Origin of the sequence: Methylobacterium sp. C25 (genome assembly GCF_021352225.1) — a bacterium.
Lineage (GTDB): Bacteria > Pseudomonadota > Alphaproteobacteria > Rhizobiales > Beijerinckiaceae > Methylobacterium.
Genome location: NZ_JAAUVI010000002.1, coordinates 360,998 through 385,595, shown reverse-complemented (window position 1 = coordinate 385,595; position 24,598 = coordinate 360,998). Strand labels below are relative to the sequence as shown.

At 66.9% G+C, this 24,598-nt stretch carries 20 protein-coding genes and 1 tRNA gene; 13 read left to right on the top strand and 8 right to left on the bottom strand.

What is annotated here, in order from left to right; all coding sequences use genetic code 11:
- Positions 1 to 318 precede the first annotated feature (318 nt).
- The 5 genes from HCU64_RS08170 to HCU64_RS08150 all read left to right on the top strand — a co-directional run bounded on the left by HCU64_RS08170 (position 319) and on the right by HCU64_RS08150 (position 6,068).
- Positions 319 to 3,012, top strand: coding sequence for a hybrid sensor histidine kinase/response regulator (locus HCU64_RS08170; protein WP_233383331.1), 2,694 nt, complete (start codon positions 319 to 321; stop codon positions 3,010 to 3,012).
- A 26-nt stretch (positions 3,013 to 3,038) separates the two neighbouring features.
- A complete protein-coding gene (locus HCU64_RS08165; protein ID WP_233383330.1) occupies positions 3,039 to 3,518 on the top strand; it encodes a chemotaxis protein CheW in 480 nt (159 codons plus the stop codon).
- A gap of 31 nt (positions 3,519 to 3,549) precedes the next feature.
- Entirely contained in the window at positions 3,550 to 3,933 is a 384-nt protein-coding gene (locus HCU64_RS08160; protein WP_233383329.1) for a response regulator, read from the top strand.
- A gap of 117 nt (positions 3,934 to 4,050) precedes the next feature.
- Complete coding sequence (locus tag HCU64_RS08155; RefSeq protein ID WP_233383328.1) at positions 4,051 to 5,214, top strand: protein-glutamate methylesterase/protein-glutamine glutaminase; 1,164 nt, start codon at positions 4,051 to 4,053, stop codon at positions 5,212 to 5,214.
- Complete coding sequence (locus HCU64_RS08150; RefSeq protein ID WP_233383327.1) at positions 5,211 to 6,068, top strand: CheR family methyltransferase; 858 nt, start codon at positions 5,211 to 5,213, stop codon at positions 6,066 to 6,068. Before HCU64_RS08155 ends, HCU64_RS08150 begins: the two co-directional genes overlap by 4 nt.
- A 110-nt stretch (positions 6,069 to 6,178) precedes the next feature.
- Here the strand turns inward: HCU64_RS08150 and HCU64_RS08145 are convergent, their stop codons facing one another.
- The 6 genes from HCU64_RS08145 to HCU64_RS08120 form a co-directional block, all read right to left on the bottom strand.
- Complete coding sequence (locus tag HCU64_RS08145; protein ID WP_233383326.1) at positions 6,179 to 6,892, bottom strand: response regulator; 714 nt, start codon at positions 6,890 to 6,892, stop codon at positions 6,179 to 6,181.
- Between the two features lie 198 nt (positions 6,893 to 7,090).
- Positions 7,091 to 8,893 (bottom strand): PQQ-dependent methanol/ethanol family dehydrogenase, encoded by a 1,803-nt coding sequence (locus HCU64_RS08140; protein ID WP_325169960.1) that lies wholly within the window; start codon positions 8,891 to 8,893, stop codon positions 7,091 to 7,093.
- A 246-nt stretch (positions 8,894 to 9,139) separates the two neighbouring features.
- Complete coding sequence (locus HCU64_RS08135; protein ID WP_233383325.1) at positions 9,140 to 9,988, bottom strand: substrate-binding periplasmic protein; 849 nt, start codon at positions 9,986 to 9,988, stop codon at positions 9,140 to 9,142.
- Positions 9,989 to 10,024: 36 nt separating this feature from the next.
- Positions 10,025 to 10,450, bottom strand: a complete 426-nt coding sequence (gene pedF / locus HCU64_RS08130) for a cytochrome c-550 PedF (RefSeq protein ID WP_233383324.1) — start codon at positions 10,448 to 10,450, stop codon at positions 10,025 to 10,027.
- Between the two features lie 181 nt (positions 10,451 to 10,631).
- Complete coding sequence (locus HCU64_RS08125; protein WP_233383323.1) at positions 10,632 to 10,979, bottom strand: c-type cytochrome; 348 nt, start codon at positions 10,977 to 10,979, stop codon at positions 10,632 to 10,634.
- Complete coding sequence (locus HCU64_RS08120) at positions 10,976 to 12,259, bottom strand: PQQ-dependent sugar dehydrogenase (protein WP_233383322.1); 1,284 nt, start codon at positions 12,257 to 12,259, stop codon at positions 10,976 to 10,978. Before HCU64_RS08120 ends, HCU64_RS08125 begins: the two co-directional genes overlap by 4 nt.
- Before the next feature lie 269 nt (positions 12,260 to 12,528).
- Between HCU64_RS08120 and HCU64_RS08115 the strand changes: the two genes are divergently transcribed.
- Complete coding sequence (locus HCU64_RS08115; RefSeq protein ID WP_233383321.1) at positions 12,529 to 13,734, top strand: ABC transporter substrate-binding protein; 1,206 nt, start codon at positions 12,529 to 12,531, stop codon at positions 13,732 to 13,734.
- A 1-nt stretch (position 13,735) separates the two neighbouring features.
- On the top strand, positions 13,736 to 14,743 hold the full coding sequence (locus HCU64_RS08110; RefSeq protein WP_233383320.1) for a YVTN family beta-propeller repeat protein: 1,008 nt from the start codon (positions 13,736 to 13,738) through the stop codon (positions 14,741 to 14,743).
- A 31-nt stretch (positions 14,744 to 14,774) separates the two neighbouring features.
- On the opposite strand, the gene HCU64_RS08105 is transcribed toward HCU64_RS08110, so the two are convergent.
- Positions 14,775 to 16,355, bottom strand: coding sequence for a putative bifunctional diguanylate cyclase/phosphodiesterase (locus HCU64_RS08105; protein ID WP_233383319.1), 1,581 nt, complete (start codon positions 16,353 to 16,355; stop codon positions 14,775 to 14,777).
- A 310-nt stretch (positions 16,356 to 16,665) separates the two neighbouring features.
- Between HCU64_RS08105 and HCU64_RS08100 the strand changes: the two genes are divergently transcribed.
- The 6 genes from HCU64_RS08100 (at position 16,666) to HCU64_RS08075 (ending at position 21,230) form a co-directional block, all read left to right on the top strand.
- Positions 16,666 to 17,835, top strand: a complete 1,170-nt coding sequence (locus HCU64_RS08100) for an FIST N-terminal domain-containing protein (RefSeq protein WP_233383318.1) — start codon at positions 16,666 to 16,668, stop codon at positions 17,833 to 17,835.
- Between the two features lie 99 nt (positions 17,836 to 17,934).
- The gene (locus HCU64_RS08095; protein WP_233383317.1) at positions 17,935 to 19,296 is read left to right on the top strand and encodes an ATP-binding response regulator; all 1,362 of its coding nucleotides are present in this window, start codon (positions 17,935 to 17,937) and stop codon (positions 19,294 to 19,296) included.
- A gap of 88 nt (positions 19,297 to 19,384) precedes the next feature.
- A tRNA-Leu gene (locus tag HCU64_RS08090) sits at positions 19,385 to 19,469 on the top strand.
- Positions 19,470 to 19,622: 153 nt separating this feature from the next.
- Positions 19,623 to 20,525 (top strand): chlorophyll synthase ChlG, encoded by a 903-nt coding sequence (chlG, locus tag HCU64_RS08085; protein WP_233383316.1) that lies wholly within the window; start codon positions 19,623 to 19,625, stop codon positions 20,523 to 20,525.
- A gap of 74 nt (positions 20,526 to 20,599) precedes the next feature.
- Positions 20,600 to 20,911, top strand: a complete 312-nt coding sequence (locus tag HCU64_RS08080) for an EthD family reductase (RefSeq protein ID WP_233383315.1) — start codon at positions 20,600 to 20,602, stop codon at positions 20,909 to 20,911.
- A 16-nt stretch (positions 20,912 to 20,927) separates the two neighbouring features.
- A complete protein-coding gene (locus HCU64_RS08075) occupies positions 20,928 to 21,230 on the top strand; it encodes a hypothetical protein (RefSeq protein ID WP_233383314.1) in 303 nt (100 codons plus the stop codon).
- Positions 21,231 to 21,234: 4 nt separating this feature from the next.
- Here HCU64_RS08075 and HCU64_RS08070 read toward each other — a convergent pair whose 3' ends face one another.
- Positions 21,235 to 24,597 (bottom strand): ATP-binding protein, encoded by a 3,363-nt coding sequence (locus HCU64_RS08070; RefSeq protein WP_233383313.1) that lies wholly within the window; start codon positions 24,595 to 24,597, stop codon positions 21,235 to 21,237.
- Between the last annotated feature and the right edge of the window lies 1 nt (position 24,598).

Sequence of the window (24,598 nt, the reverse complement as noted above, 5' to 3'; positions counted from 1 at the left end):
TAACACGGTCCTGGTTCGCCCAGGGCAATTCTCCGAAGGCAAGCATCGCGCAAATCCTCAAAGTGCACTGAACGGTGAAGTCGCAAGCTGCGCTATAGTTTCAAGCCTTGCGTGCATTCGCGACTAAGACGTTCGGTTATGGTAACCGAAGCATTAACGCCGATCGGAGATATCGAACCTGGAGTTCTCCACTTGGATGTTCTGGTTTGACCTGAGACAGGACGGCAAAATCATGCCGGCAGAAACGCTTCCCTAACCCAATTCGGTCAATAGTCGCTAGGCATGGCACGAGCCTGCGCGTTGACCGAGTATTGCACGATGGACGATCTGCTTCGCGAGTTCCTGACTGAGAGCGCCGAGCATCTCGATACCGTTGATGCCGAACTGGTGAAATTCGAGCAGGACCCCAACAATCAGGTGATCTTGCGGAACATCTTCCGCCTAGTCCACACCATCAAGGGTACCTGCGGCTTCCTCGGCCTGCCGCGGCTGGAAACCTTGGCGCATGCCGCCGAGAACCTGATGGGCCGCTTTCGCGATGGTTTCCCGGTCAGCTCCGCATCCGTGACGCTGATCCTCGCAACCCTCGACCGCCTCAAGGCGATCCTCGCGGATCTCGAAGCTGGCGGCACCGAGCCGGCCGGTTCCGATGCAGACCTGATCGAAGCGCTCGATGCGATGTCGCAGATGCCGGCCGAAGAGGCCGCCCCAGCTCCTGCGGCCCTGGTCGTGCAGACCCTTGAGCGCGAGCTGAAGCCCGGCGAGGTCTCGCTGGAGGAGCTGGAACGCGCCTTCATGGAGGCCGAGGGCCCGGACGAGCTGCCGCCGCTTCCGCCGCTGCCCGTGATTCCCGAGACGCCGGCCCCTGTCGCCGCCGCGCCGGCTCCGGCAGCAGCCGCTCCGGTCACCGAGAAGGCGCCGGAATCGAAGCCCGTCGAGATGTCGGCTGAAGCGGCCGAGGCCGCGCAGAAGAACCGCACGATCCGGGTCAACGTCGAGACCCTCGAGCACCTGATGACGATGGTCTCGGAGCTGGTGCTGACCCGCAACCAGCTCCTCGAGATCGCCCGCCGCCACGAGGATTCGAGCTACAAGGTCCCGCTGCAGCGGCTCAGCCACGTCACCGCCGAACTCCAGGACGGCGTGATGAAGACCCGCATGCAGCCGATCGGCAATGCCTGGCAGAAGCTGCCGCGCGTGGTGCGCGACCTCTCGGCCGAACTGTCGAAGGGCATCGAGCTGGTCATGGTCGGCGCCGAGACCGAGCTCGACCGGCAGGTGCTCGAGCTGATCAAGGATCCGCTCACCCACATGGTGCGGAACTCCGCCGACCACGGCATCGAGTCCACCGTCGAGCGCATCAAGGCCGGCAAGCCGGCGGGAGGCACCATCCGCCTCTCCGCCTATCACGAGGGCGGCACCATCTCGATCGAGATCGCCGATGACGGCCGCGGCCTCGACCTCACCGCCATCCGCCGCAAGGCCGTCGATCGCGGTATCGCCACCCAGGCCGATCTCGAGCGCATGAGCGACTCGGACGTCGCCAAGTTCATTTTCCACGCCGGCTTCTCGACGGCGCAGGTCGTGACCTCCGTCTCCGGCCGCGGTGTCGGCATGGATGTCGTCAAGACGAACATCGAGTCGATCGGCGGCATGATCGACATCGCCACCCAGCGTGGCCAAGGCACTACCTTCACCATCAAGATCCCGCTGACGCTGGCCATCATCTCGGCGCTGATCGTCGAGTCCGCCGGCCAGCGCTACGCCGTACCGCAGATCGCGGTGCGCGAGCTGGTGCGGATCGAGGCCGAAGGCACGAACCGGGTCGAGCGCATCAACGGCGCCCCCGTGATGCGCCTGCGCGAGCGGCTGCTGCCGATCACCTCGCTCTCCTCGCTGATGGATGGCGACATGGGCGCGGCCGTCGCCGACACGCCGGTCTCCGGCTTCGTCGTGGTCGCCCAGGTCGGCCGCCAACGCTTCGGCATCCTCGTCGACGAGGTCTTCCACACGGAAGAAATCGTCGTGAAGCCGATGTCGTCGAAGCTGCGGCACATCCCGCTCTTCGCCGGCAACACCATCCTCGGCGACGGCGCCGTGGTGCTGATCGTCGATCCGAACGGCATCGCCCGCAAGGTCGGCCAGGGCGTCGCCAGCGGCGATGCCTCCGAGCAGGCGGACGAGGCCGGCGAGGCCGCGCTCGACAAGGCCACGCTGCTCGTCTTCAAGGGCGGTGGCAGCTTCAAGGCGGTTCCGCTCTCCCTCGTCACGCGCATCGAGGAGATCGATGCCGGCAAGATCGAGTGGCTCGCCGGCCGGCCGCTGATCCAGTATCGCGGCAAGCTGATGCCGCTGGTTCCCGCCGACCCGGCCATCGAGATCCGCTCGCAGGGCAGCCAGGCGCTGGTGGTGTTCTCCGACGGCGACCGGGCCATGGGCCTCGTGGTCGACGAGATCGTCGACATCGTCGAGGATCACCTCGACGTCGAGATCGTCGCCGACCGTTCCGACCTGATCGGCTCCGCGGTGCTGCGCGGCCGCGCCACCGACATCGTCGATGTCAGCCACTTCCTGCCGCTGGCCTATGACGATTGGGCACGTGGCCCGCGGGCTCCGAAGGCCAAGAACCCGACGTTGCTGCTCGTCGACGACTCCGCGTTCTTCCGCAACCTGCTGACCCCCGTGCTGAAGGCGGCCGGCTACGAGGTCGCCACGGCGGCGAGCGCCGAGGATGCGCTGCGCCAGCTCAAGTCCGACGCGGCGATCAGCGTCGTCGTGGCGGATCTCGAGATGCCCGGCCGCACCGGCTTCGACCTCGTCGCCGCCATGCGCAAGAACGGCGGACGCATCGGCGACCTGCCGGTGATCGCCCTGTCCGGTCAGATCGGCCCCGAGTCGATCACCAAGGCCCGCGCACTCTCCATCAGTGACCTCGTCGCGAAGTTCGACCGCAGTGGCCTCGTCGCCGCGCTGGGCGAGCTCAACACCACTCCCCTCGACCAAGCCGCCTGATCCCGATGTCTTCCGGAACCTCCGCCATGCAGGCTGCCAACACCAACGCCTCCGAGGCCTCCGTCTCGGGTCAACACGACTACGTCACCGTCTTCGTCGGTGACGCGATGTTCGGCCTCGCCATCGAGCGCGTGCACGACGTGTTCATGCCCTCGGGCGTCACCGCCGTGCCGCTCGCTCCCCGCGAGATCGTCGGGCTGATCAATCTGCGCGGCCGCGTCGTCACCGCGCTCTGCCTGCGTCGCCGCCTCGGACTGCCGGATCGCGAGCCGGGCGCGGCCTGCATGGCCATCGGCCTGGAGCAGGGCGCTGAGACCTTCGCCCTCGTCACCGACGGCGTCGGCGAGGTGCTGAAGCTCGGCGCTGAGACCTGCGAGCCCGTTCCGATCAACCTGGACGCCCGCTGGCGCGACCTCGCCAGCGCCGTCCACCGGCTCGACGGGCGCCTCCTCGTCATCCTCGACATCAGCGCGCTGCTCGCCTTCGGCGAAGCGATCGCGGCCTGACGTCCCCATCGAATCCCAGCCGAGAGCCGACATGCACACTGCCCTGATCGTCGACGACTCCGCCGTGATCCGAAAGGTGGCGCGGCGCATCCTCGAGACCGTGAACCTCAAGGTCTCGGACGCCGAGGATGGCGAGACCGCGCTCGCCCTGTGCAACCAGGCGATGCCGGACGTGATCCTGCTCGATTGGACGATGCCGAAGATGGACGGCTACGAGTTCCTCACGGCACTGCGGGCTACTCCGGGCGGCGCGCACCCGAAGGTTCTGTTCTGCACCACCGAGAACGACGTCGGCGCCATCGCCCGCGCTCTGCACGGCGGCGCTGACGAGTACATCATGAAGCCCTTCGATCGCGAGATCCTGATGACGAAGCTGGAGCAGGTGGGTCTGCCCCGCGAGGCACACGCTGCCTGAGCACAGGCGTAGGGGCCATTGAGCCAAAACGCCTGATCCTAGCCCGCGCTGTCCCGTCTCCGGCTCGCAGGTCCGTTGCCGAGACACCCTCGACCCTGCACCGAAAGCGCTGAACGCATGCCGGCCGCACTCGCCGTCACTCCTCCCCCCGGTGCCTCCTCGGCGAACACGCCGACACGGGTCCTGATCGCCGACGACTCGGCTGTGGTGCGTGGTCTCGTCTCACGGTGGCTCACCGAGTCCGGATTCGAGGTCGTGGCCACCGCCTCGAACGGCCGCATCGCTCTCGACGCGCTGTCCAAGTACGACCCGGACGTCGTGCTCCTCGACATCGACATGCCGGAGCTCGACGGCACCTCGGCGCTGCCGCTGATGCTGGCGCGGGTTCCCGGCCTGCAGGTCGTGATGATGTCGACGCTGACGCAGCGCAATGCCGACATTTCGCTGAAGTGTCTCGCCCTCGGCGCGGTCGACTATCTGCCCAAGCCCGAAAGCTCACGCGGCGTCACCACCTCGGACGCCTTCCGCACCGACCTGATCGAGCGGGTACGCCTGTTCGGTAGCAAGAGGCACCGGCGCGTCTCTCCGGTCGCCCCATTGAGCCTCGGCGCATCCGCGGCAGCAGCTCCGGCGCCTGCACCGGCAGCCTCGCGTCTGTCCTCACCGATCACGCTGCGAGCCAAGCCTCGCACCATCGCCACTCCGCGCTGCCTGCTGATCGGCTCCTCCACCGGCGGCCCTCGCGCGGTCGGAGACGTGCTGGAGCGGATCGGCGCGCAGACCCTGCGCAGCGTCCCGACCCTCATCGTCCAGCACATGCCGCCGGTCTTCACCGCCGTCTTCGCCGAGCATCTCGGCGCCCGCGTCGGCCTGCCGGCGGCCGAGGGCAAGGACGGCGAACGGCTGCAGCCGGGCCGCATCTACGTCGCTCCCGGCGGCCGTCACATGGGCCTCGCCAAGGGCGAGCCCGTGATCCGCCTCGACGACGGTCCGGTGGTGAACTTCTGCCGTCCAGCGGTCGACGTCTTGTTCTTCGATGCCGCAGCAGTGTTCGGTGCGGCGACGCTGAGCGTGATCCTCACCGGCATGGGTGCAGATGGCACGCCTGGGGCACGTGCCCTCGTCGAGGCCGGCGGCATGCTGTTCGCGCAGGACGAGGCCACAAGCACGGTGTGGGGCATGCCCGGCAGCGTCGCCAAGGCCGGCCTCTGCCACGGTGTGCTGCCGCTGCCGGAAATCGGCCCGGCCCTGAAGTCCCATCTGACGGGGCAGGCACGATGAGCGACCCCGCCTTCGACTTCCTGCGGACCTACCTGAAGGACCGCTCCGGCCTCGCGCTCGGACCCGAGAAGCTCTACCTCGTCGAGAGCCGGCTGAATCCCATCTGCCGTCGCTTCAACCTCGCGACGCTCAACGATCTGTGCACGGCGCTGAGGGCCTCGCGCCGCGACATCGAGCAGGCCGTGGTCGAGGCTATGACCACGAACGAGACCTTCTTCTTCCGCGACCGGACCCCGTTCGACATGTTCCGCGACGTGCTGCTGCCGCGCGCGATCACGGCGCGCGCTGCGACCCGGCGCCTGCGCATCTGGAGCGCGGCGGCCTCAAGTGGGCAGGAGCCTTACTCGCTCGCGATGCTGCTCAAGGAGGCCGCGCCGCGGCTCGCTGGCTGGCACATCGAGATCGTCGCCACCGACCTCTCGACCGAAGTGCTGGAAAAGGCCAAGGCCGGCTTCTACAGCCACTTCGAGGTGCAGCGCGGTCTGCCCGCCCAGCTCCTCGTCAAATACTTCTCGCAGCAGGGGGACCGCTGGCGCATTGATCCGGCCCTCGGCAGCATGATCGACTTCCGGCCGCTGAATCTCCTCCAGCCCTTCGACCATCTCGGCACGTTCGACATCGTTTTCTGCCGCAACGTGCTGATCTATTTCGACATGCCTACGAAGAGCGATGTGCTGCGGCGGATCGCCAAGGCGCTCGCACCGGACGGGGCAGTCCTGCTCGGGGCCGCCGAGACCGTGATCGGCCTCACCGACGCACTCGTGCCGGACGGCGCCAATCGCGGGCTCTACCGCAAGAGCGTCGCCTCGACCGCAGCGGCGCATCCCGCGCCCCCAATGCGGGCCGCGGTGTAAACACCCGCGGCCCCTCTCTAAGGGAAGGGTGCGCCGGCTCAGGCGCGCCTCTGAACAGAGACCCGCTGAACCGGAGGCGTTTGAGGGCGCTCGCAGGAGCGGAGCGGCTCCTATCCCGCCGTGAACGAGCCGTTGCTCTGGTCGAAATCCATATAGGCCGTCTCGATCACAATCTGCGTCCGGCTGATCACTTCGAGCTTGCGCAGGATTTCGGAGACGTGGGCCTTCACGGTGGAATCGCCCACCTGCAGTTCGTGAGCGATCTGCTTATTGAGCTTGCCCTGGCGGATCATCATCAGCACACGCATTTGCTGCGGCGTCAGCAGAGCGACGCGCTCGGCGAGCGGGGTCTTCTTAGCGCGGGCCGGGAGCGGATCGGGGCTGCCGGCGAGTTCCGGCGGCATGAACAGGGCACCGTTCATCACCTCCGAAATCGCGCGGGTCAGCGTGGCCTTATCCACCGCCTTGGGCACGAAGCCGGCGGCACCATGATGGACGGCCTCACGCATGATGCGCGGATCTTCCAGCCCCGAGACGATCAGGATCGGAATGCGGGGAAAGCGGGTGCGGATCGTGACGAGGCCATCGAAGCCGGTGACGCCCTGCATGGAGAGATCGAGCAACGTCAGGTCGATGGTCGGCGTCTTGGCGAGCAGGTCGCAGGCGGAGCGGATGCCGTCTGCCTCTTCTAGGCGCGCCTGGGGGAAGGCGAGAGTGATCGCGCTCGCGAGCGCCTCGCGAAACAGGGGGTGATCGTCGACGATGAGAAGGTGCAACGCGACGCCCTCCGGCCGGGTCTCGATACCCTGGTCCGGGGTGAGCATATCTCCAACCGAAGGAGAAATCGTCTCGTTTGCGCGTACGGTCTGCATGATCGGCGACATGCCTACCCAATGATCGGCGAAATGTCCGTTCCGGCAATGAACTGCTCAGGGGAGCAGCCCCGTCGCGGAATGGTTTTGGAAGGTGGCGATCGGGACAGGGCATGAGAGCCCCGTCCCGAAAGCCTGTTGAGTGTCGCCTTAGCGGGTCGCGAGCTTCTTCGGCAGCTTGAATGCCCAGAAGCTGCCGCCCTGGTTGATGCCGGCGGTGGACTTGGCCACCTCGCCACCCCAGAGCGGAACCGCACCGCCCCAACCGGCCGCGACGCCGATCCACTGCTCGCCGTCCTGCTCCCAGGTGATCGGGGAGGAGACGACGCCGGTGCCCGTGTTGAACTTCCAGACCTCTTCACCGGTCTTGGCGTCGAAGGCCTTCAGGAAGCCCTCCGGCGTGCCGGTGAAGACGAGGCCGCCGCCCGTGGTCAGAACGCCGCCCCAGAGCGGAGCCTTGTTCTTGTAGTTCCACACCACCTTGCCGGTGGCCGGGTCGATCGCCTTCAGCGAGCCGATATGGTCCTCGAAGACCGGCTTGATGGTGAAGCCGGCGCCGAGATAGGCCGCGCCCTTCTTGTACGAGACGGCCTCGTTCCAGATGTCCATGCCCCACTCGTTAGACGGAACGTAGAACAGCTTGGTGTCCGGGCTGTAGCCGATCGGCATCCAGTTCTTGCCGCCGAGGAAGCTCGGCACCGCGAACACGGACTTGCCCTTCTTTTCGTCGCCGGTCGCCTTGGACGGGTCGCCCGGGCGGTTCTCGGCGATGTACTTCGGACGGCCGTTCTCATCGATGCCGCTCGCCCAGTTGATCTTCTCGACGAAGGGAGAGGCCGAGATGAACTTACCGTTGGTGCGGTCGAGGACGTAGAAGAAGCCGTTACGGTCGGCGGTGGCGCCGGCCTTGATGGTCTTGCCGCCCTTGTTGAGGTCGAACGGCACGAATTCGTTCACGCCGTCGAAGTCCCAGCCGTCATGCGGGGTGGTCTGGAAGCCCCAGACGATCTCGCCGTTCTCCGGGTTGAGGGCGATGCGCGAGGCGGTCCACTTGTTGTCGCCCGGACGCAGCCAGGAGTTCCACGGGCCGGGATTGCCGGTGCCCATGTAGATCAGGTTGGTTTCGGGATCGTAGGTGCCGCCGAGCCAAGTGGCGCCGCCGCCGTACTTCCACATGTCGCCCGGCCAGGTCTCGTTGACCTTGCCGGTCATCGTGGATTCCTTACCGTTCAGCGTGCCCATATGGCCTTCGATGACCGGGCGCTGCCAGATGAGCTCGCCGGTCTCGGCGTCACGGGCCTCGACGCGGCCGACGACACCGAACTCACCGCCGGACACGCCGGTGATGACCTTGCCCTTCACGATGAGCGGTGCAGCGGTGTAGCTGTAGCCGCTCTTGAAATCGTCGATGTCCTTCTTCCAGACGACCTTGCCGGTCTTCTGGTCGAGGGCGACAAGCTTGGCGTCGAGCGTGCCGAAGATCACGAGGTTCTTGTAGAGCGCAGCGCCGCGGTTCACGACGTCGCAGCAGGGCAGGATGCCCTCGGGCAGGCGGGCCTCGTACTGCCAGAGCTTCTCACCGGTGCGCGAGTCGATCGCGTACATGCGCGAGTACGAGCCGGTGACGTAGATCACGCCATCCTTGACGAGCGCCTGGCTCTCCTGGCCGCGCTGCTTCTCACCGCCGAACGAGAACGAATAAGCCGGGACGAGACCCTTGATGGTCTCCTTGTTGATGGCCTTGAGCGGGCTGTAGCGCTGGGCCTGCGGGCCGAGGCCGTAGGAGACGACGTCTTCCGGGGTCTTGGCGTCGTTCAGGATGTCCTGATCGCTGACGCCGCCGGAAGCCGCAGCCTTCTCCGGCTCCTTGGCCTGCGGCGCGGACATCGCCGCCGCGCCGACGAGCAGGGCGAGCGCCCCGGCCGCCGTGAGAAACTGGTCACGCAATCTCATGACATCTCCTCCTCTTGAACGTCTGGCTGCCGGGGAGCTGGTGCTCCTTATTGGACGAGCGGCATGCCTCGCGCAGGACGATAGTCAGAGTCGGCCAGACGGGTTATTGGCCATAAGTATAAGAAGACACTTATTATGAAGACAAATAGGCAGCAAAATCAGAAAACAGCAAAATAACCTCCGCCGACCTTGCTGGCCCGGAAGATTTTTCTGACCGTCTCTATTTGAGCTTAAGATGCTTGCCTATCAATATCCCTTCGGGGCAGCGTATTCGACGCCATACTTCTCGAAGATCGACTTCAAGCTGCCGTTTTCGGCCATGGCAGTCATCGCATCGCCAATGGCATAGCCGAGATCGCGGGAGTCGCTCTTCACCGCGCCGCCGATTTCCCAGCTCAACTTCACCGGTCCGCCGAGCCGCAATTCCTTGATACCGATCTCGTCCTTGGACGCCTTGGCGGCGAACAGAGCAGCCTCGAGATTGGCGCGCGTGCCGGCGAGGATCGGCGCGTCACCGGCCAGGAAGGCCTTCGCGGCTTCTTCGAAGCTCTTGAAGTGCTTCAGGTTCTCCCGCAGCTGGCCACCCTGGGCGGTCAGCAGCATGGCATCGGAGGCGCTGTTGCCCTCGACGTCGATCGGCGTCTTGCCGATATCGCCGACGGTCTCGAAGTTCTCGACGGCGTTCTTGCGCCACGCGAAGGCGAGCCGCTCGTCGTAATAGGGCCGCGTCATGAAGATCTGCTCGTTGCGGATCGCCAGCAGCTTGTCGATCGGCACGTGCAGCATCAGGTCGGCGAGCGGTGAGCCGGCGAGATCGCCCTTCCAGAGGTTGAGCCGAAAGTCGCCGTCGACGTTCTCGCCGGCATCGACGAGGCGGATCTCGGCCTTGACCTTCAGCGCCTTGGCGATCGCCTCGGCGAGGTCGACCTCGATGCCGTAGGGCTTGCCATCCTTCATGTCGGAGAACGGCGCGTTCTGCTCATAGAGCACCACGCGCAGCGTGCCGTCCTTCACGACTTCGTCGAAGGGACGGGCCATGGCCGGCGCCGCCGCGAGAGCGAGCGCCGTAAAACCGAGGAGGATCTTGCTACGCATGGGTCCGGGTGCCGTCAGCCGCTGTCGCCACGCGTCCTAGTTGTCGATGTGCTTGGATTCCAGGAAGCTGCGGATCGCCCACAGGCCTTCCTGCGACAGCACTCCGGCGAATACGGGCATCTTGGTGACGCCGTTGATGATGGCGCCGTGGGTCACGCGCTCCTTGAACCACTCGTCGCCTTCCTTGCCCTTCTCGAGGTAGCGCAGATCGGGGGCGAGGCCGCCGGAGATGACCTCCAGGCCGTGGCAGCGGGCGCAGTTCTGGTTGTAGCCGGAGGCGCCGATCTTGATGGCGGTCTCGTTGCCACGATACGGGTTCTCGTTCTTCCACTCGTCGCCGAGCTTATCGAGACCATCGGTCTTGATTTCCTGAGGCTGGACATCGCCGTGACTGAACACGGCGCCGGTCGATACGACGAGCGCTGCGAGAATGCTGCCCACGAGCGCAAGCTTCTTGGTCATACCGAATTGTCCTCCCTGAACGGCCAGTCTTTGGCGAGCCCGTCGCCTGAGCCGTGAGTGAAATCGGCGCGTTCTGGCACGCGCTGATCTCGATTGGTTCCAAGCTACCAAGGGGGTTCAAGCAAACCCATTGTGCTTTGGTACAACCACGGGCGGGAGGATTGTGCAGGCCGCCGTCCGATCAGTCGGGCGGGGTGATCTCGACCTGGATGCGTGCGTAATGCGCCGCGAGATTGGCGATGTCCGCATCGCTCAGATCCTTGGCGACGAGGCTCATCGTCTCGTTGCTTCGCGCGCCCGATCGGAAATCCGTGAGAGCCTTCACGAGATATCCCTCGACCTGGCCCGAGAGGTTCGGCGCATCCGGCATTTTCGAGACCCCGTCGATGCCGTGGCAGGTCTGGCAGGCGACTGCGCGCTTGCGACCCGCAGCAGGATCGCCGGCCGAGCCAGGCGATGCTGCGAGCGCACCGAGGAGAATGGCGGCCGTGACGGCCGCCGCTCCCCGCTTGAGGATACGAGCCCTCATTTGCCCTCGTAGGAGATGCGGTAGATCGCGCCGGTGGTGTCGTCCGAGACCAGCAGCGAGCCGTCCTGCAGCACGGCCACGTCCACCGGGCGGCCGAGATACTCGCCGTCGCCCGTGAGCCAGCCCTCGGCAAAGGGCTTCGGCTCGCCGGCCTTGCCGTCCTTGACCGGCGTGAACATCACCCGGGCGCCGAGCGGCTGGGTGCGGTTCCATGAGCCGTGCTCGGCGGTGAAGATGCCACCGCGATAGCTCTCGGGAAACATCTTGGCATTGTAGAAGGTCATGCCGAGATCGGCCGCGTGCGGGGGCATCTCGGCCTGCGGGAAGACCACGTCCTTCGGCGGCGTCTCGTCCTTGTACTCGACGGTGCGGGTCTTGCCGCCGCCGTACCAGGGGAAGCCGAAATTCTCGCCGGCCTTCGAGGCGCGGTTCAGCTCGCCCGGCGGCTGGTCGTCGCCCATGCCGTCGACCTGATTGTCGGTGAACCAGAGCGACTTGTCCTCGCGGCTGAAATCGATGCCCACCGAGTTGCGGATGCCGGTCGCGTAGACCTCGCGGTCCTTTCCGAGCGGATCCATACGGATGATCCCGCCGAGACCGGTCTTGTGGTAGAGGTCGAGCTTCTCCTTCGGCGGCACGTTATGCGGCTGGCCGAGCGCGATGTAGATCTTGCCGTCCGGCCCGAATTTGCAGACGTGGGCCGAGTGATTGAAGCTTTCTTCCGAAGGTGGGATCAGTTCGCCCTGCTTCACCACAACGTTCAGCGCGACGTCCGGATTCTCGTAGAAGAACTCGGCGGCCGGGAAGGCCAGCAAGCGGTTCAGTTCGGCGATGAATAGAACTCCATCGCGCGAGAAGCAGACGCCGTTCGGATCGTGGAAGGTGACGCCCGGCGCGAAGGGGCGAACCTCGTCGGCGACGCGGTCCTTGTCGCGATCGGTGACGGTGTAGACCTTGGTCTTGCGGGTGCCGACGAAGAGTACGCCGGCATTGGGCCCCACGGCGATCTGACGCGCATCGGGCACGATGGCATAGAGGTCGATCTTGAAGCCCGCGGGCAGCTTGATCTTTGAGAGCGTTTTGCGGATCGCATCGGCGCGCTTGCCGGTCTGCGGGATCTCGGCACCGGCGGCGGTGCCGGTCGATTGCATGCCCTGCAGCTTCTCGAGGGTGTCCACCTTGCTGCCGGCATCGGCGGCCGGGGGAGCGCTCTGCGCCAGCGCGCCGAGCGGAGCCAGGAACGCGGCGAGCGCCACCGACGCGAGACCGAACCTTCGCATGTCGTTTCCTCCAGAGCCCGCCCATAATTATGGATACGGCGGTTGCCGCTCGTTGTAGCGGGCGCCTCACCGTGGACAAGAACGCGCAGGCTCACGCTTGCGTGTGTGGACGTGGCGCTATCGCGAGATCACGTGCTGGGCCGAACCTCGGACCTTGGTCCAATTCCGCGAGAGGGGGGGGGCGCCTATCCTGCCGGTAAAACGGGACGGGGTTGGAAACGAGACCAATCGGGATGCGGTCGAGACGAGACCGGACGTTCGGCCGACGGATGCGCTTTCGCGCAGCCGGGCTTCGATGCGCCCTGGCGGCCATTGCCTTGCTCGTGGCCGGCGCGGCCGATGCCCAGGCCGTTAAACCGGCCGCGGCACCGGTCACGATCCACTATATCGAGCGTCGGATCGAGCGCCCGACGCCCCTCAACAACGAGGACCCGATCCCCGAGGACGAGGGGCTCAGGGGCGCCGAGCTCGGCATCAAGGATTCGAACGCCACCGGGCGCTTCGTCGGCCTCTCCTTCACGCTCAAGCCGACCGTCGTCGAGCCGGGCGCCGACATCCGGGCGGCTTTCGCCGAGGTCGCCAAGGACGGCCCGCCGCGCTTCGTGGTGGTCAACGCACCGGCTGACGACGTGATCGCGCTGGCGGATTCGGAGGAGGGGAGGGAGACCGTCTTCCTCAATGTCGGGGCCACGGATACCCGGCTGCGCGACGGCGATTGCCGCGCCCGCCTGCTCCACGTCATCCCGTCGCGAGACATGCTTGCCGACGCGCTGATGCAGCTTCTGGTCTTCAAGCGCTGGACGCGGCTGCTGCTCGTCTCCGGCCCCAATCCAGCGGACGGCCTCTACGCCGAGGCGCTACGGCGCAGCGCCAAGAAGTTCGGCGCGAAGATCGTCGCGGAAACGAGCTTTGACGCGCGCGGCGCGGATCTTCGCGACTCCGCCCTGCGCGAGTTTGCCCTCGTGACACGCGGCCCCGAGCACGACGTCGTGGCGGTGGCCGACGAGGCCGGCGAGTTCGGGACAAACCTCGTCTACAACACGGCCTCGCCGCGCCCTGTCGTCGGGACACAGGGGCTGACGCCTGCCGCCTGGGGCCGTGCCGTCGAGGCCTGGGCGGCCGCGCAACTCCAGCAGCGTTTCAAGAAGCTCGCCGGCCGCACGATGCTGCCGGTCGACTGGGCCGGGTGGATGGCCGTGCATGCCGTTGGCGAGGCAGCCGTGCAGCTCAAGTCCGGCGATCCGGCCGCAATCAAGGATCTGATGCTCAGCCCGAAATTCGAGGTGGGCGGCTTCAAGGGTCGTTCGCTGAGCTTCCGGCCCTGGAACGGGCAGCTGCGCCAGCCGCTCTACCTGCTCTGGCCCGGAGCCGTGGTGGCGGCCGCCCCGATCGAGGGCTTTCTGCACCGTCGTACCGAACTCGACACCCTCGGCCTCGACCAGCCCGAAAGCGCCTGCAAGGCGATGGGAGGATAGGATGCTCCGCCTCACGACCGTGAGCCTGCTGGCGTTCGGCGCGCTCGCCGTGCCGGCGCTCGCCCACGAGATCTACGTCACCAACGAGCGCGACAACTCGGTCTCGGTGATCGACACCACGACCTACGAGGTCACCCGCACCTTCCCGGTCGGCCGGCGCCCGCGTGGCATCGTCTTCTCGAAGAACGGGCAGCACCTCTACGTCTGCGCCAGTGACTCCGATGCCGTGCAGGTCATCGACCCGGCCACCGGCAAGCTCCTCCACGACCTGCCATCGGGCGAGGATCCGGAGCAGTTCTCCCTCGCGCCCGACGGCAGGACGCTGTTCATCGCCAACGAGAACAACGCCACCACCACCGTCGTCGACGCGGAAACCCGCAAGGTGCTGGCGCAGATCGACGTCGGCATCGAGCCGGAGGGCATGGCGGTCAGCCCCGACGGCAAGACCGCGGTGACGACCTCCGAGACCACCAACATGGTCCATTGGATCGACACCAAGACGCTCCAGGCCATCGACGCCACCCAGGTCGAGCAGCGCCCGCGCCACGCCGAGTTCAGCAAGGACGGCACCCGGCTCTGGGTCTCGTCGGAGATCGGCGGAACGGTCGCCGTGATCGACGTCGCCAGCCGCAAGGTGATCGAGACGATCCGCTTCGAGATCAAGGGGATCTCGGGGGACCGCATCCAGCCCGTCGGGATCAGCCTGACCGACGACGGCCGCTACGCCTTCGTGGCGCTCGGCCCCTCCGACCGGGTCGCGGTGATCGATGCCAAGACCCTGAAAGTGATAAGCTACATCCTGGTCGGACGCCGCGTCTGGCACACGGTGCTGACGCCGGAGCAAGACCGATTGCTGACCACCAACGGCGTATCGGGCGACGTGACCGTCATCGATGTCGGCTCGCTCAAGGCGATCAAGAGCATCAAGGTCGGGCGCTTTCCGTGGGGCGCGGCCGTCCGCCCCGCCACCAGCGCAGGCGCCAACAAATCCGCGGGCGCAGCTGAGTAGGTTTGCGGGCTCGAAAAGCTCGTTCGATCGCTCAGGCAGCCGCCCGTCCGGCCGCCGCGCCGTCCGACGCCTCGGGGGCACCGCCCTCGACGTACATATCGGCTTCTGGCTTCGACATCGGCTTCCCGAACAGATAGCCCTGTCCGAAGTCGCAGCCCTGACCCTCTAGCCAGTCGAGGCTGCCGGACGTCTCGATGCCCTCCGCCGTCATGACAAGGCCGAGGCTCGATCCGAGCTTGATGATCGCATCGACCAGCTTCGCGCGCTCGTCGCTCATGGTGATCGAGTTCACGTAGCTGCGGTCGATCTTGAGCTTGTCGAACTTCAGCTCACGCAGGTGATACAGGCTCGAATAGCCGGTGCCGAAATCGTCGAGCGCGATGCGCACGCCGAGATTCTGCAAGGACGTCAGGGTCGCCCGGGTCGCCTCGAGATCCTGGATCAGCGCGCTCTCGGTGATCTCAATCTCCAGGCGATGTGCGGGGAAACCGGTCTCGTTCAGCACGGCGAGGATCTGCTCCGCGAACCAATGGTCCTGGAACTGCTGAGGCGCCACGTTGAGGGCGAGCTGCAGGTGCGACGGCCATGCGGCCGCGTCCCGGCAAGCCTGGCGAAGCAGGTCGTAGGAGAGCTCGCCGATCATCCCGGTCTCCTCGGCGATCGGGATGAACTCGCTCGGCAGCAGCACGCCGCGTTCGGGATGGAGCCAACGGGCGAGCACCTCGAAGCCGATCAGCTCGCGGCCCGGGAGCGAAACCACGGGCTGGTAGAACGGCTCGATCTGGCCAGCGAGGATCGCCCCGCGCAGTTCCGATTCCAGGAGAGCGCGCGCGCGCAATTCCTCGCCCATCGCGTTCTCGAAGAAGCGGAACGTGCCGCGGCCGTCCTTCTTGCCCTGGTACATGGCGAGGTCGGCCGCATGCAGCGCGGCCTCCGCACCGCTGACGCTCTCGCCTGCGAGCGCAATGCCGATGGTCGCGCCAATCTTCAGCTCCGACTTCTGCCAGCTGATCGGCGCCGAAAGCGCCGCGATCACGCCCTGCGCCACCCGTGCGATTGCTTCCCTGCCGGCCAATGGAGGGAGCATGGCGGCGAACTCGTCACCACCGAGGCGCGCCGCGAGGCTGCCGGGGGGAAGAACCTGCTTCAGGCGCTCGGCGACGGTACAGAGCACCATGTCACCCGCGGCGTGGCCGTAGAGGTCGTTGATCGGCTTGAAGCGATCGAGGTCGATCAGCAGGACAGTCGCCGTCTTCTCGGCTTCCCGCCGGAAGCCGGCATCCACGCCCTCGACGAAACAGCGGCGGTTCGCCAGCCCGGTGAGGGCGTCATGGCGCGTCACAGACAGGGCCTGCGCCTCCGCGCTGTCACGCTCCCGTAACGCCCGGCGCAACCGAAGGGACTTGTGAAGGCTTGCGACGATGGCACCAAGCCCGACGAAGCAGCCGAGCATCACCAGCTCGGTTAGCCCGTGATCGATCATGATGGTGTCGAGCGTCCGGAAGGCCCCGAGCTGAATGCCGGCGAGCCAGCCGCAGACACCGATCATCATCAGGCAGAGGAGGTCGTAGAACTCGCTCGCACCCCGGCCGACCCGCTTTCCGCTCGCCATAAGGCCCTCTCCTGGTGCGAAGCATGAAAGCGTTCGAGGCTTAACGGCTATCTAATCAAAACGCTCATCTGCATTCGACTTGGCGAGATTGGCCGGTTGACTGTTTGAATGGTGACCAAGTCTTGAACGATCGGCTTGCGTGGCGCGGATTGGCCCGGCGAACCCAGACGGCGCCAATGCTGCGGACCACCCGAACGCGTTGTCCACCGCAGCCGGCGGAGCGATTGCCAGACTTTGCCGATCCGGACATAAAGTTCAGCAGAAAAGGGCCGCCGGTGACCGGACGGACCTCGCGCCTGGGAGTGAAGCAGTGGTGCAGGGAACGCAGATGCGCGCGCATCTGTGCGGAATCCAGACAGCTTGGACGGATGCGACGGACGCGCGCGAGGCCGTGATCGCCATCGCGTCGGTGCTCGATCGCGCGTCGATCGGACATCTGCTCCTGTTCTTCTCGCCTGCCTATTCCACCACCGAACTCACCGCCGCCGTCGCCGAGCAATTTCCGGGCGTCGGGCTCGCCGGATGCAGCACGTCGGGCGGGATCAGCCCGGCCGGCGCGATCGACCGCGGCTTCGTCGCCATCGCCTTCCCCCGCGAGGGGTTCCGGATCGTCTCCGACGTTCTCACCGAGATCGACCGGCTCGACGTGGAGAGCGCCGCCTCTTCGGTCAGGGCACTGCGCCGGACCCTCGACCAGGGCCGGCCGGACCGCGATCCGGGCCAGCGCTTCGCGCTCTCGCTGATCGACGCGCTGGCGAATGCCGAGGAGACGGTGGTCTCTGCCGTGGCCTGGGCGCTCGACGGCATCCCGCTGGTCGGCGGCTCGGCCGGCGACGACCTCGCCTTCTCGGGCACCGTGCTGATCCACCAAGGGGAGGTCCACACCAACGCGGCGGTGCTGATCCTCGTCGAGACCGATTTTCCGATCCGGATCTTCAAGAGCGACAATTTCGAGCCGACGGCGCAGAAATTCGTCGTGACCGCGGCCTCCGAGGAGACTCGGCGCGTCTACGAGCTCAACGCGGAGCCCGCCGCGCGCGAATACGCGATGGCGGTCGGACTCGATCCAGAGCACCTCACCCCGATGAGCTTCGCGGCTCATCCGCTCGCCGTGAAGATCGGGGGGGAATATTATTGCCGCTCGATCAGCCGGCTCGACCCGGACGGATCGCTGACCTTCTTCTGCGCGATCAGCGAGGGCGCGGTGCTGACGCTTGCCCAGCCGCGAGACATCGTCGAGGCGACGCGGGCCGAGTTGTCGAGCCTCGATACGGCGCTCGGCGGCCTCGACGTGGTGATCGGCTTCGACTGCGTGCTGCGCCGCGTCGACGCGGAGAGTCGGCAGGTCCGCCACAAGATCTCCGACCTCTACCGCCGCTACGGCGTCGTCGGCTTCGAGACCTACGGCGAGCAGTACCGTTCGATGCACCTCAACCAGACCTTCACCGGCATCGCCATCGGCCTCGGCAACGCCGTCTGACCTTTGGTCTATGAACGCTCGGGATCGTTTCGTGGCATTGTCTGCGCCGAAGCCGACCGGGATGTCGGCGCGAGGGGCCGCAGCCATGGTCGAGCAGCGATGAACGGCCCGGACCTCCCGCAGACCGCGCCCGACACGGTCGACGCCCTGAACCGGCGCGTGCACAAGCTCGAGCGCATCAACGCCTCGCTGATGGCCCATGTCGAGCGTGCGATGGACCAGCAGGGCGGCGCCTACTCGCTGTTCCAGACCGCGATCACGCTGGAGGGGCGCGTCCGTTCGCGCACGGAAGAGCTCACGGCGCTGATGTACAGCCTGGAGCGCTCGAACGAGGCGCTGCAGGCCGCCAAGGAAGAGGCCGAGACCGCCAACCGCTCCAAGACGCGCTTCCTCGCGGCGGCGAGCCACGATCTGCTGCAGCCGCTCAACGCCGCGCGCCTCTCGCTCTCCGCTCTCGCCGATCTTTCGCCGAGCCCCGAGGCGCAGACGGTCGCCGGCCAGGTCGAGCGCGGGCTGCAAACCATCGAGGATCTGATCAAGACGCTGATCGACATCTCGAAGCTCGATGCCGGCGTGGTGCGCCCGGTGCTGAAATCCGTCCGGCTCCGCGACCTCGTCGCGAACATCGAGGCGAGCTTCCGGCCCTTCGCCGAGCGCAAGGACCTGCGCCTCGTCACGCGCTGCCGCGACGTCTTCGTCGAGACCGACATCGTGCTCCTGCAGCGCATCCTGCAGAACCTGGTCTCGAACGCGGTGCGCTACACCGAGAGCGGCGGCGTCCTGATCGCGGTGCGCAAGCGCGGCCAGCGCTGCCGCATCGACGTGATCGATACCGGACGCGGCATTCCCGAAGCCGAACAGGCGCTGGTCTTCGAGGAGTTCTACCGGGGCAGCAAGGATACCGACGATCCGGAGGCCGGGCTCGGCCTCGGCCTCGGCCTGTCGATCGTGCAGCGCATGGCCTCCACACTGGACCACCCGATCTCGCTGCATTCTCGGGTCGGCCGCGGCACGCGGATCACGCTCGACCTGCCGAGCGGGAAGCCGAGGCCCGAGGCTGAGATCCGCATTATGCCCGTGGCCACCACGCTCACCGGCGCCCGGGTGCTCATCGTCGAGAACGACGCCTCGACCTCAGAGGCCCTGGTGCGCCTCCTCAAGAACTGGGACGCCCAGGTGCGCGCCCACCGCGACCTCGCGGGCGTCGTGCAGGCGTTGAGCGAGGGCATGATGCGCCCCGACGTGATGATCATCGACTATCATCTCGACGATGGCGCAGTCGGTCTCGACGTGGTCGGCTATCTCCGGCGTACGCAGGGCTGGGTGACGCCAGTGATCGTCACCACGGCCGATTACAGCAGCGAGATCGAGCGGCAGGTCATGGAGACCGGAGCCGAACTGGTCCACAAGCCGATCAAGCCGGCGCAACTGCGCTCGCTGCTGGCCTACATGCTCGCCTGAGCCGCCGCGCTCTGGACGTCGTCGGGTCGCGTGTGGCATTGACCGGCGACGGCATGGTTCGACTCCCCTCGGGAGGACGCCGCCGCATGCGGGCGTGGTGGAACTGGTAGACGCGCCGGACTCAAAATCCGGTTCCGAAAGGAGTGTCGGTTCGATTCCGACCGCCCGCACCACCTTCATCGACAGGGCTGATCGATCCGGGCGACGCCTGCCGCCGTCACGGCCGTTTTCACACGCGATCTGTCAACAGCGCTTTACATGACGCTCTCGCGGCGGTTGGATGGGCCCCTGGGGCGCCGCTCCGGCTGATGGCGAGGAACGCGGGGATGCCAAGCGTCGCGATACCGGCCCGATCCTATCCGGCCCCGTCTGCCGTCCTCGAACTTCTGAAGCCGCTGACCTGGTTTCCGCCGATGTGGGCCTTTGGCTGCGGCGTCGTCGCGTCGGGCATTCCGCTCGCGGGGCACTGGGGCATCGCGCTTGCCGGCATCCTGCTCGCCGGTCCGCTGGTCTGTGCCACCAGCCAGGCGGTGAACGACTGGTACGATCGCGAGGTCGACGCCATCAACGAGCCGGATCGGCCGATCCCTTCGGGCCGCATTCCCGGCAGTTGGGGCTTCTTCATCGCGATCGCCTGGACGGGGCTGTCCCTTCTCGTCGCGGCCGGGCTCGGCCTCTGGGTGTTCGTCTCGGCACTCGTCGGGCTGGCGCTCGCCTGGGCCTACAGCGCTCCGCCCCTCCGGCTGAAGCGCAACGGCTGGTGGGGGAATGCAGCCTGCGGGCTCTGCTACGAGGGCCTTGCCTGGATCACCGGAACGGCCGTGATGATCGGCGGCGCCCTGCCTCCGACGTCGACGCTCGCGCTCGCGTTCCTGTACAGCCTGGGTGCCCACGGCATCATGACGCTCAACGACTTCAAGTCGGTCCGGGGCGACAGCGAGATGGGCATCCGGTCGCTCCCGGTCATGCTCGGGCGGGAGCGCGCCGCCAGCGTCGCCTGCTGGGTAATGGCGCTGCCGCAGATCGTGGTCATCGCCCTGCTGCTGTCCTGGCGCCGCCCGGTCGAGGCGGCGATCGTCGCCGTGCTGCTCCTCGGACAGGGCCTCCTGATGCGGCACTTCCTGCGCGCGCCGACGGAGCGCGCGATCTGGTACAGCGGTTTCGGCATCCCGCTCTACGTTCTGGGGATGCTGGCGAGCGCCTTCGCGGTCCGCGGGTTCGTCGCCTGACGAGAGACCGTTGCTCTCACCATTGATCGATGGTCTATCCCTCCGCACCGACAACGTAAGCGGGAGAAGACGCCATGGTCCTGATCAGCGTGATGTATCCGGGCGGCGCGGGCACGCGCTTCGACATGAGCTACTATCTCAAGACGCACATGCCGCTGGTAAGCGAGCGTTGGTCGTCGAAGGGCCTGCACGGCTACGAGGTGGTGAAGGGCGTCGCTACGCCGGACGGTACGCCTCCGCCATTCCAGGTGATGGCCTTGCTCAGGTTCGAATCCGCCGACGCTTTCGCGGCCGCAGCGCAGGCACACGGCGAAGAGATCTTCGGCGACATCCCGAACTTCACGGACACGCAGCCCGCCGTCCAGATCAACGACTTCGCCGAGTAACGCGGCAGTTCGAGCGATGATCGACATCATCCAGCAGCTTCGGGGGAGCAATCCATCGCTTCCCTCGACCATCATCGTGCTGCGGGCCGACTCGCGGGCGCTCGCCGACCCCGAAACGCTGACTCCGGAAGCGCAATCCTGGATCGAGAGCCAGACGCCCGGCGCGCGGCTCTCGCAGGAGAAGGTTCTGCTCGCGCCTTATCCGGGCGCGCCGCCGGCCGAGCGCAAGGTGACCGTGCTCGCCTTCCAGGACTCACGCCATCTCGCGGCGTTCGCTACGGAGTGGACCGGCGATCCGCTTGCCGAAGGCGACGGCTGAACGCTCAGGCCGCGCGCAGTTCCTGAATGGTCTGGATTGCTCCGCCGCGCAGTTCGGCGAGCCGTCGGATCAGGGGGACGAGGTCGTCACCGGCATGGCAGGCCGCCTCGACCTCGCGGCAGAGCCGCGACAGCCTGACGAAGCCGAGAATGCCGGCGGCAGAGACCATCGCGTGGGCGTCGTGAGCCAGCTGGGCACGGTCGACCACGTCGGAATTTTGCAGATCCGTCGCGGCGAAACGCGCTTGCAGCTCTTCCTCCAGCAGGACCAGCAGGGCCTGGATGCGGTCCGCACCCATTCGCTCCTTGATGCTGGCGAAGGCGTCCTGGTCGAGGATCGCCTCGCGGGGGCGCGTCCCCGCGGGAGTGCTCGCTGAGGCCGCCTGTCCGGTCCGCCGGCTGCGCTCGCGCCCGACCCAGCGCTCGATGGCGGCGTAGAGTTCGGCGCGCTTGAACGGCTTGCCGACATGGTCGTCCATGCCGGCCGCCTGCAGATCATCAATCTGCCTGGGCAGAACATTGGCCGTCATCGCGACGATCGGCACCTGGCCGGCATGGCCGTGCATCTGGCGGATCAGGCGGGTCGCCGTCAGCCCATCCATCCCGGGCATCTGCACGTCCATCAGCACGACGTCGTAGGGGTTCGGGCCGTCTGCCGTCGCGCGCACCGTCGCCACTGCGTCGGCTCCGTCCTCGACGATGTCGACGCGGTATCCCTTGATTTCCAGGACGGCCCGGGCGAGCTCCTGGTTGATCTTCACGTCCTCGACGAGGAGCACGCGGGCGGGCTTCTCATCCTCGTGTGCCGCGGCTGGCTCCGACTCTGGGGTCGCGAACAAGGGAAGCGTTTCCGAGGCCAGTTCCGGTACGCTCTCTCGTCGCGGCAGCGCCAGCGTGAACCAGAAGGTCGAGCCGACGCCGATCTCGCTCTCGACGCCGATCTCGCCGCCCATCATCGTCACGAGATTCCGGCAGATCGCGAGGCCGAGCCCCGAGCCGCCGAAGCGACGGCTGATCGAGCCGTCGACCTGGCTGAACCGCTTGAACAGGCGCTCCAACTGCTCCGGCGCGATGCCGATGCCGGTGTCGGATACCGAGAAGCGCATCGCCTCCACGGTCTCGCCCGTCGCCGAGACGCGCGAGCCCTCGTGCTCCACCGACAGCGTCACCGAACCGGCCGGGGTGAACTTCACGGCATTGTTGAGCAGGTTGAGCAGGACTTGGCGCAGGCGGCTCGCATCGCCGAACGCGAAGGTCGGCAAAGCAGGGTCGATCCGGCAGGCGAGCGAGAGCGGGCTCTTCAGCGCGCTTCCGCGCACGATCGAGACGGTGTTGTCGACGAGGCCGTGCAGCGCGAACGCGATCGGATCGAGCTCGAACTGGCCAGCCTCGATCTTGGAGAAGTCGAGGATGTCGTTGACCACGGTGAGCAGCGCGGCGCCCGATCCCTGGATCAGTTCGAGCCGGCGCTGGTCCTCGCGGCTATGCCGCCTGCCTTCGAGCAGCAGGTCCGCGTAGCCGAGGATGCCGTTCAACGGCGTGCGGATCTCGTGGCTCATCGCCGCGAGGAACTCGCTCTTCGCCTCGCTCGCGCGCTCTGCCTCCGCGCGCGCGGCCTCGGCAGCGGCTATTGCACTCTGCAGCGCGGCCTCGGCCTGCTTGCGCTCGGTGACGTCGAAGCTGAGGCCCACCATACGGATCGGCCGGTCGTCGGCGTCATAGAGCACGCGGCCGCAGGCATGCATCCAGCGCTCGGAGGCGCCACCGATGATCCGGTATTCGGCCACGTAGTCGGTATGGGTGTCGGTGGCGCGCCGCACCGCGTCCCAGACGCCGACGCGGTCATCGGGATGGACGAGGCCGGTCCAGGTCGCTGTGGGCACCGAGAGCTCGCTCTCTTCGGGCAGCCCGTAGAGCCGCTGGTGCTCGCGATCCAATGCGACGATGCCGGCGCGCATGTCGAAGTCCCAGGAGCCCGCGTCGGCGGCTTCCTGGGCGAGACGCAGCAGGTCGCCGGTCTCCTCGAGCCGCTTCTGCGTCGTGATGATGTCGTCGACGTCCAGCGCAGTGCCGAGCCATTCCGCGGCCATGCCCTCCTCGGACGGCGCGATCGGGATCATCACGATCCTATGCCAGCGATAGATCCCGTCGTGCCGTCGCAGCCGGACCTCGACGTTGAACGGCCGGTCGCCGTGTCGCGAACCGAGCCATGCGGCATCCAGCCGCCCGACATCGTCGGGATGGGCGCGGCGGCGGCGATCGGCGCGGGATGGGCCGATCGGGCCGTAATAGTCGTTGAAGCAGGTGTTGGTGTAGGTCGCCGTCCCGTTCTCGGTGTGAGCGGCCCAGACGAGAACCGGAAGTGCATCGGCCAGGATACGGTAGCGCGCTTCGCTCTGCGCGAGCGCGGCCTCCGCGCTCTTACGCTCGGTGATGTCGAGGATGGTGCCGAACAGGCCGACAACGTCGCCGTCCCGCCCCGTCTCACAGATACCACTAACCGCGACATCGCGGGCCTCGCCGTCGGGACGCACGATCGTCGCCTCGAAGGCGAAGACGGCGCCCTCCTGCACCGCCGCCGCCACGATCGCGCTCACGCGCTCGCGATCGTTTAAATGATAGATCTCCGCCAGGGATTCGGCGAGCGTGGGCACCGGCGCAGCGGTGTCGCGACCGAGGATGCCGTAGGTGCCGTCCGACCACACCGTCGCGCCATCGGCGAGCGAGACCCGCCAGTGGCCGACATGCGCGATGGTCTCGGCCAGCGTCAGGAGGCGGTTCGCATCGCCGAGCGCCGCCTCGCGCATCCGCAACTGCGAGGCCTGCGCTTCGATCACCTGCTCGCGGGCCCTGCGGGTCTCCGCCTCGCGCTCTCGCTGCTCGTTGGCCTCGTGCAGGCGCAGATGCGCGACCACGATCTCCGCGAGATCACGCAGCGCCGCGACATCGTCGTCGGTGAAGCTGCGCGGCGCCGTATCGATCAGGCACAACGCCCCGACACGGATGCCGGAGCGCAGGATCAGCGGCGCGCCAGCGTAGAAGCGCAGGTTCGTCGCGCCGGTCACGAGGGGGTTCGACGCGAAGCGCGGGTCGCGGGTGGCATCGGCGACGACGAGGACCGCATCGCTGCGTATCGTGTGGTCGCAGAAGGCCACCGAGCGCGGAAGGTTCTGGATGCCGGGGCTGCACTCGTTCTTCAGCCACTGCCGGTCGGCATCGACGAGCGAGACCAGGGCGGTGGGAACCCCGAACATCCGCTTGGCCGTGCGGCAGACGGCCTCGAAATGCTCTTCCGACGGCGTATCGAGAATGTGCAGTGCGCGGAGCGCGGCCAGACGGTCCGCTTCGACCGACGGATGCGAGATCACC

Coding starts and splice junctions, on each gene's coding strand:
- HCU64_RS08170 (WP_233383331.1), top strand. CDS start 319: ATGGACGATCTGCTTCGCGAGTTCCTGACTGAGAGCGCCGAGCATCTC.
- HCU64_RS08165 (WP_233383330.1), top strand. CDS start 3,039: ATGCAGGCTGCCAACACCAACGCCTCCGAGGCCTCCGTCTCGGGTCAA.
- HCU64_RS08160 (WP_233383329.1), top strand. CDS start 3,550: ATGCACACTGCCCTGATCGTCGACGACTCCGCCGTGATCCGAAAGGTG.
- HCU64_RS08155 (WP_233383328.1), top strand. CDS start 4,051: ATGCCGGCCGCACTCGCCGTCACTCCTCCCCCCGGTGCCTCCTCGGCG.
- HCU64_RS08150 (WP_233383327.1), top strand. CDS start 5,211: ATGAGCGACCCCGCCTTCGACTTCCTGCGGACCTACCTGAAGGACCGC.
- HCU64_RS08145 (WP_233383326.1), bottom strand. CDS start 6,892: ATGCTCACCCCGGACCAGGGTATCGAGACCCGGCCGGAGGGCGTCGCG.
- HCU64_RS08140 (WP_325169960.1), bottom strand. CDS start 8,893: ATGAGATTGCGTGACCAGTTTCTCACGGCGGCCGGGGCGCTCGCCCTG.
- HCU64_RS08135 (WP_233383325.1), bottom strand. CDS start 9,988: ATGCGTAGCAAGATCCTCCTCGGTTTTACGGCGCTCGCTCTCGCGGCG.
- pedF (WP_233383324.1), bottom strand. CDS start 10,450: ATGACCAAGAAGCTTGCGCTCGTGGGCAGCATTCTCGCAGCGCTCGTC.
- HCU64_RS08125 (WP_233383323.1), bottom strand. CDS start 10,979: ATGAGGGCTCGTATCCTCAAGCGGGGAGCGGCGGCCGTCACGGCCGCC.
- HCU64_RS08120 (WP_233383322.1), bottom strand. CDS start 12,259: ATGCGAAGGTTCGGTCTCGCGTCGGTGGCGCTCGCCGCGTTCCTGGCT.
- HCU64_RS08115 (WP_233383321.1), top strand. CDS start 12,529: ATGCGCTTTCGCGCAGCCGGGCTTCGATGCGCCCTGGCGGCCATTGCC.
- HCU64_RS08110 (WP_233383320.1), top strand. CDS start 13,736: ATGCTCCGCCTCACGACCGTGAGCCTGCTGGCGTTCGGCGCGCTCGCC.
- HCU64_RS08105 (WP_233383319.1), bottom strand. CDS start 16,355: ATGGCGAGCGGAAAGCGGGTCGGCCGGGGTGCGAGCGAGTTCTACGAC.
- HCU64_RS08095 (WP_233383317.1), top strand. CDS start 17,935: ATGAACGGCCCGGACCTCCCGCAGACCGCGCCCGACACGGTCGACGCC.
- chlG (WP_233383316.1), top strand. CDS start 19,623: ATGCCAAGCGTCGCGATACCGGCCCGATCCTATCCGGCCCCGTCTGCC.
- HCU64_RS08080 (WP_233383315.1), top strand. CDS start 20,600: ATGGTCCTGATCAGCGTGATGTATCCGGGCGGCGCGGGCACGCGCTTC.
- HCU64_RS08075 (WP_233383314.1), top strand. CDS start 20,928: ATGATCGACATCATCCAGCAGCTTCGGGGGAGCAATCCATCGCTTCCC.